Raw genomic sequence first — 6,699 nt, 5'->3', positions numbered from 1 at the left:
AGGGCGATGATGGAGCTCTTCTCGAAGTCCATCAACTCCGCATCGGCATGACCACACCTGACCTGCCCCGGTGAAGCCCGAGCCACTCGCCGACCTGTGCCACCGCCATCGTCATGCGCCGGTCGCCAGAGGCCAGGCCTCTGGCGATGTCGGCCACCCGGTGGCTCGATCCTGGCCAACCTCTTCAACCCGCGAGTGATCGTCATCTGAGGCCATTTCGCCTCGCCGGCCCAGTGGCTGCTGCCCAACGCACAAGATCAGCTGCAACGGCTCGTGGTGGCAGCTCCAGCCGCCCAGTGCCGATTCGTCGCCTCCACGCTCGGCTTCGGCGCCGCCTCCCGTGGCGCGGCGAGCACGGTGATCAACCACATCATCGACGACTCGACCACGATCACGGCTCTACCCAGGCCGGCACCTTGCTGACGGCCCCCAGACCTGGAGGCGGCACCTTCCAGCAACCGCAATATCCGCTACCACCAAGTGGCAATAGGCGCGGCGGCGCGCCGTGCCTGACATCCCCTCAGCCAGGAAGGGTTTTTCATGCCACCACGTCATCGAACGCGGGCCAGGCTGCTCGACGCAGTCCTCCCAGAAGACGGACGACGCCCGAGACGTCGCATCGCGACCACGATGGCCTTAGCCCTCATCGCCCCTTTCCTCACGTTCCTCGCGACGCCGGTGAGCGCTGCGGCCCCCACGGCGGCTGAGCCCGCTCCCGTCGCTGCACCGGAGCTGCTGCAGCCGTCCGCGCCTGCCGCCGAGGCCGCACGACCAGACGCCGGCTTCAAGCTGCTCGTGGTGCGCAGCACCCAGGACGCGGTGTCGTCGGCCGGCCTGTCCGCGATCCGGGATGCGGCCAGAACCGGTGATTTCACGGTCGTGGCGCCCGAGCCCGCTGACGTGGGCGACCATTTCACGGAGAAGAAGCTGGCGCAGTACCGCGCGGTCGTGTTCTTGGACACGGGTCGCGCGAGCCCGCTCACGGACACGCAACGCGCGAACTTCGAGAGCTACTTCCGCGCCGGCGGCGGCTTCGTCGGCGTCGGCTCGGCGGTCGAGACCGACGAGTCCTGGTCGTTCCTGACTGACATTCTGGGGACGCGTGCGTCCGGCAGGACCGACGTGCAATCGGGTGACGTGAAGGTCGCCGACCGCGTCCACGACGCGAGCAAGGATCTGCCGCAGATCTGGTCGCGGACCGACAACTGGTACAACTTCACGAAGAACGTCCGCGGTGTGTCACACGTCCTCGACACCGTCGTCGAGGACCCGTTCGGGCCGCAGCCGCAGGGCGCCGACCTCGACGGGATCGCCGGGGGCACGATGGGCGCCGATCACCCGGTCTCGTGGTGCAAGGACTTCCAGGGCGGCCGCTCGTTCTACACCGGCCTGGGCAACACGGCCGCGAGCTTCGACGCCGACCTCACCAAGCACCTCAAGGGCGCGATCGGCTGGGCCGCGGGCCGGGCCGACCCGGTCTACAGCGATTGCGGCGCGACCGTGCTGGCCAACTACCAGCAGACGAAGATCGGCTCGCCGCCGAACCTGCAGGAGCCGATCGGCTTCGACCAACTGCCGGACGGGCGCGTTCTGCAGACGGACCGCCTCGGCTCGCTGCGCATGCACGACTCGACCACGGGCGTCACCACGGTCGTCGCCAACTTCGCCGACCCGAGCCTGCCGATGACGCAGCAGATCTACTCCGCGGGCGAGGACGGGCTCTACGGCCCGGCGGTCGACGCCGACTTCGCGACCAACAAGTGGGTCTACCTCTACTACTCGGCGAAGGAGGTCACCGACGTCAAGCTGAGCGACGGATCCGTCGTCACCCAGATCACGCCGAACACCAACCCGCCGAATGTGGCGGCGTCCAAGACCGCGTGGGATCCGTACGTGGGCTATTTCCAGCTCAGCCGCTTCAAGTTCGTCGACGCCACCGACAGCACGCCGGCGCACCTCGACATGGGCTCCGAGCAGCAGATCATGCGCGTGCCGGTCAACCGCCAGGAGTGCTGCCACGTCGGGGGCGACATCGACTTCGACAAGCACGGCAACCTCTGGATGGTCACCGGCGACGACACGCCCGCAGGCGGCATCAACGGCGGCGGCTACGGTCCGTACAACTCGCAGAAGACCGACGAGCAGCAGACCGTGCGCGTCACCGACGCGACGGGCGGCACGTTCACGCTGACCTTCGAGGGCCAGACAACGGAGCCGATCGCGTGGAACGCGGATCGCAATGCGATCGACGCGGCGCTCGAGGCGCTCTCGAACATCGAGGCGGATGAGATCCAGACCAGCGGCGGCCCGGTCAACACGTCGAACGTCAACGTGTTCTTCCGCCGCGGCAAGCAGCAGTCCGATCAGCCGCAGATCATCGCCGACGGCGCCGGCCTGACCGGCACCGCCACGCCGGCGATCGCCACCAACACGGCGCAGGAGGGCGGCTGGTATCAGCGGCTCACCGGTGACTCGCGCCGCACCGCGCTGAACACCAACGACCTGCGCGGCAAGGTGCTGCGGATCAAGGTCAAGGACGGCAACATCTCCGCCGCCGACGCCAACAAGGTCGACTTCGGCTCCGGCACGGGCGCCTACTCGATCCCGTCGGGCAACCTGTTCCCGCTGGTCGCGGGCGCGCCGCAGGACAAGACGCGGCCGGAGGTCTACGCGATGGGTTTCCGCAACCCGTTCCGGATCCAGGTCGACGAGAACGACGTGGCCTACATCGGCGACTACTCGCCCGACGCCCAGACACCGCAGCGCTCGCACGGCCCGGCGGGCACCGGCCGCTACGAGATCGTGCGCAAGCCGTCCAACTACGGCTGGCCGACGTGCTACAAGCGCGACCTCGCGCACTACGAGTGGAACTTCCACGAGTTCGCGCCCGGTACCACCACCGCGGGCACGCCGCTGAACAACCCGCCTCAGAAGTTCGACTGCGACGGACCGACGCAGCGCAACGACTCGCTGTGGAACATTGAGGGCGGTCCGACGGTCGAGCCGGGCCTGAGGGACGTCCCGCCGGTCACCGACCCGGACATCTGGTACTCCTACCGCGACAACAACATGAGCGCGCCGCTCGGCACCCCGTGCGAGGCCTACTACGCGCCGATCCCGGGCCCGATCGCGCCCGGCTCGACGACCGAATGCCCGCGGCTGTTCCCCGAGCTCTTCACCGGCGGCGTCGGTCCGCACGGGGTCACGAAGTACCACTACGACGCGGAGAACCCCAACCCCAACAAGTTCCCGCCGTACTACGACGACTCGGTGATCATCAGCGAGTGGACGCAGGACACGCTGCGCGAGGTCAAGCTCGACAAGCAGAACCACGTCCAGAAGATCAACAACTTCCTGGATTGCGGCAGCCGTGCGAACGCCGGGGCAGGCAGGTTCCGGTTCGAGTGCGACAACCCGATGGACTTGCAGTTCGGTTCTGACGGCGCGTTCTACCTGCTGACCTACGGCAACGGGTTCAACGTCATCAGCCCCGACGCGGGCATGTACAAGTGGGAGTACGTCAAGGGCAAGCGCGCGCCGAAGGCCGTGCTCACCACGGACCGCACCGACGGCTCGACGCCGCTGACCGTGAACTTCTCCAGCGCCGGCTCGCTGGATGAGGATCCCGGCGACTCGATCCGCTACGAGTGGAAATTCGGCGACGGCTCGGCGATCGAGACCGACCCGAACCCGACACACACCTACACGCAGTCCGGCCGCTACACGGCCGTGCTGACCGTGCTCGATTCGTCCGGCAAGCAAACCTCGACCAGCACCGTGATCACCGTGGGCAACACGAGCCCGACGGTGCTCGTCAATACGCCGGTGGAGGGCGGGACGTTCGCGTTCGGCGACGACATCCCGTTCTCGGTCACGGTCACCGACCCCGAGGACGGGACGGTGAATTGCTCCGAGGTGCAGGTGACGTTCGTGCTCGGCCACGACGCGCACGGCCACGCCGAGGAGTCCGTCAACGGCTGCTCGGGCGTGCTCCACACGGAGGCCGACGACGCCTCACACGGCGGCAACGTCTCCGGCGTGGTCCAGGCGCGCTACACCGACCACGGCGGTCCGGGCGGCGTCCCACAGCTGACCACGACCGGCCAGCACCAGATCCGCCAGAAGCACCAGGAGGTGGAGTTCGTCGTCAACCAGTCCGGCACCAACACGGCGACCAACACCGACGGCGGCGCCGGCGTGCACCGCGGCAGCCTGGGCTCGGGCGACTGGCTCCAGCTCAACGGCCCATTCAACCTGACCAACATCGATTCGATCACGTTCCGCGTGGCGGACGCGGCGACAGGCCGCACGCCCGGGTCGCCGCTGGCGGCAATCGAGGTCCGTCAGGACTCGATCACCGGGCCGATCCTGACGACGGCCAACCTCGTGTCCACCGGCGGGACGGGAACCTGGACGAGCCAGACCTTCCCGGTCTCGATGTCCGGGACGCATGAGCTGTTTCTGGTGTTCCGCTCGGTCACGGGTGGCGCCACGGGCGGCAACCTGTTCAACCTCAACTGGGCCGAGTTCGTCGGCACGGGCATCGGCACCTAGCGAACCGGCCCGTGCCGACGAACCCGAGTTCGTCGGCACGGGCATCCGCACCCAGCGAACCCGCCGGTATAGCGGCAAGAGAGTAGACACTCATGCGGAGAAGATTTCGCACATCGGCAGTGGCCGCCTGCGTGACGGCGGCCGTACTCATCCCCGCGGCACCGTCGTGGGCAGAGGAAACGACACCACCGACGATCAACGTGGCGACGCTGTCGCCCTCTGCGCCGACCGGCCAGAACAACTGGTACACCGGCTCGGTGACGCTGAACGTGTCGGCGACCGACGACGTCGGCATCGCCAAGTTCCAGTACTCGCTCAACGGCGGCGCCGCCTACATCGACGTGCCCGTCGAGGGGGCGCCGGCGTCGGCCACGGCGTCGGCCACGGCGTCGGCGCTGATCACGCAGGAGGGCAACACCAGCGTCCGGTACCGCGCGGTCGACACGGCCGGGAACGTCTCGGCGTTCCGCTCGATCTCGGTCCGGATCGACACGCGCGCGCCGGCTGCATCGTACCCGGCGATCACCGACGGTCACGTCGGTCACGTCGCCACACTTATCCCTACGCGCACGGACCCCGCCCCCGGCTCGGGCGGAGTGGCTGTGCTGAACATGTACCTCGACGGCAAGCTGGTCCCGCCGTTGCCGGTGCAGACCTCCGACCTGTCGCTCGGCGTGCACACGCTCGCGGTGCATCTCTCTGACGCTGCTTCCAACAGCGCGAAGTACACGCAGACGTTCATCGTGACGACATCGTTCGCGGACGTCGGCACGCTGATCGCCCGGTTCGTGACCGCCGGCAGCGTCCCTGGGGAGGTCGGCGCGGCGCTCCAAGCCAAGCTTGACCAGGCGAAGGCCCTCGCCGACGTCGGTTCGGCCAAGCGCGCGAGCCAGGTCCTGAACGAGTTCGTCTCGATCGTCGGCGACCAGATCGCGCCCGGCTCGGCCCGCAGCACACTCGTGGGCGATGCGCGTTACCTGATCGACCAGCTCAACGGCCGGCTCGCGCCGGAGCCCGCGACGGGCCTCGAGTCTGAGCCCGCCCAGGGCCCGAAGGTCATCCCGGACCCGGTGCTCGCCCCGCTCCCGCACAACCCGGACGCCGACTACAACGTCCTGGTCTTCTCCAAGACGACGGGCTTCCGGCACGACCACATCCCGCACACCGTGGCCGCGATCCAGAAGCTCGGCATCGCGCACAACTTCAACGTCGACGTCTACGACCCGCAACTCCCCACCGTCACGCTGCCCACGAGCCCGTTCCTGAGCCTCGACACGCTCAAGCAGTACGACACGATCGTCTTCGAGTCCAACGTCGGGCACCCGGGCCCGCTCGATCCGACCACCGAGCAGCCGAACTTCGAGGCCTACATGCACCAGGGCGGCGGCTACGTCGGCATCCACGGTGCCGCCGACTCGTTCGAGATCGGCACCTGGCCGTGGTACGGCAACCTCGTCGGTGGGCTCTTCACCAACCATCCGAACGGCCAGAACGGGTTCGGTCAGTGCGGCAGCTGCATCCACACCGAGGTGGTGACCGAGGACAACACGCACCCGGCGACCGCGCATCTCCCTGCCCGGTGGATGACGGTCGACGAGCTCTACAACTTCGACCGCAACATGCGGGCCGACGTGCACACGCTGCTGAGCCTCAACGAGGACAGCTACCAGCGCAGCCTCAACAGCGGCAACGCGGCCAACAACCCGCTGCGGCTGATGAACGGCGACCATCCGATCGCGTGGTGCCAGAACTGGGACGGTGGCAAGGCGTTCTCGAACATCCTCGGCCACTTCCGGACGCAGTACTACGACGACGCGTTCATGCAGATCATCCTCGGCGGGATCGAGACGACCGCCGACCGTACGGACGCCAACTGCTCGTCCTACCGCGAGACCAGCCTGCTGATCGAGGCTGACCGAGCGGCCGGGCTGCTGACCACGGACGCCGCGGACGCCGCCGGTGCCGCCCTGGACATCGCGCGGGACAGCTACCTGGCAACCAACTACACCACCGCCATCCCGGCGCTGAACTCGATCGTCGACCTGGCGAACGACGAGGCCTCCGGCGACGCTGCGGCGCGTTCCGAGCTCGCGCGGCAGGCGCGCGAGCTGCGGGAGTGGATGCAGAACCTCAACCGCTGACCCG

The 6,699-nt window shown here is 68.1% G+C and carries 2 protein-coding genes; both read left to right on the top strand.

Going from position 1 to position 6,699, the window contains the following annotated elements; all coding sequences use genetic code 11:
* Window positions 1–540 precede the first annotated feature (540 nt).
* Window positions 541–4,554 carry a ThuA domain-containing protein gene (locus AC3EUJ_RS36735; RefSeq protein ID WP_431969277.1) on the top strand — a complete coding sequence of 1,338 codons (4,014 nt, stop codon included), beginning with the start codon at window positions 541–543 and terminating at the stop codon, window positions 4,552–4,554.
* Between the two features lie 200 nt (window positions 4,555–4,754).
* On the top strand, window positions 4,755–6,695 hold the full coding sequence (locus tag AC3EUJ_RS36730) for a ThuA domain-containing protein (protein WP_431969275.1): 1,941 nt from the start codon (window positions 4,755–4,757) through the stop codon (window positions 6,693–6,695).
* Window positions 6,696–6,699 lie beyond the last annotated feature (4 nt).

The organism is Actinacidiphila sp. bgisy160 (genome assembly GCF_057707815.1).
This window is presented reverse-complemented; position numbering and strand designations above follow the sequence as displayed.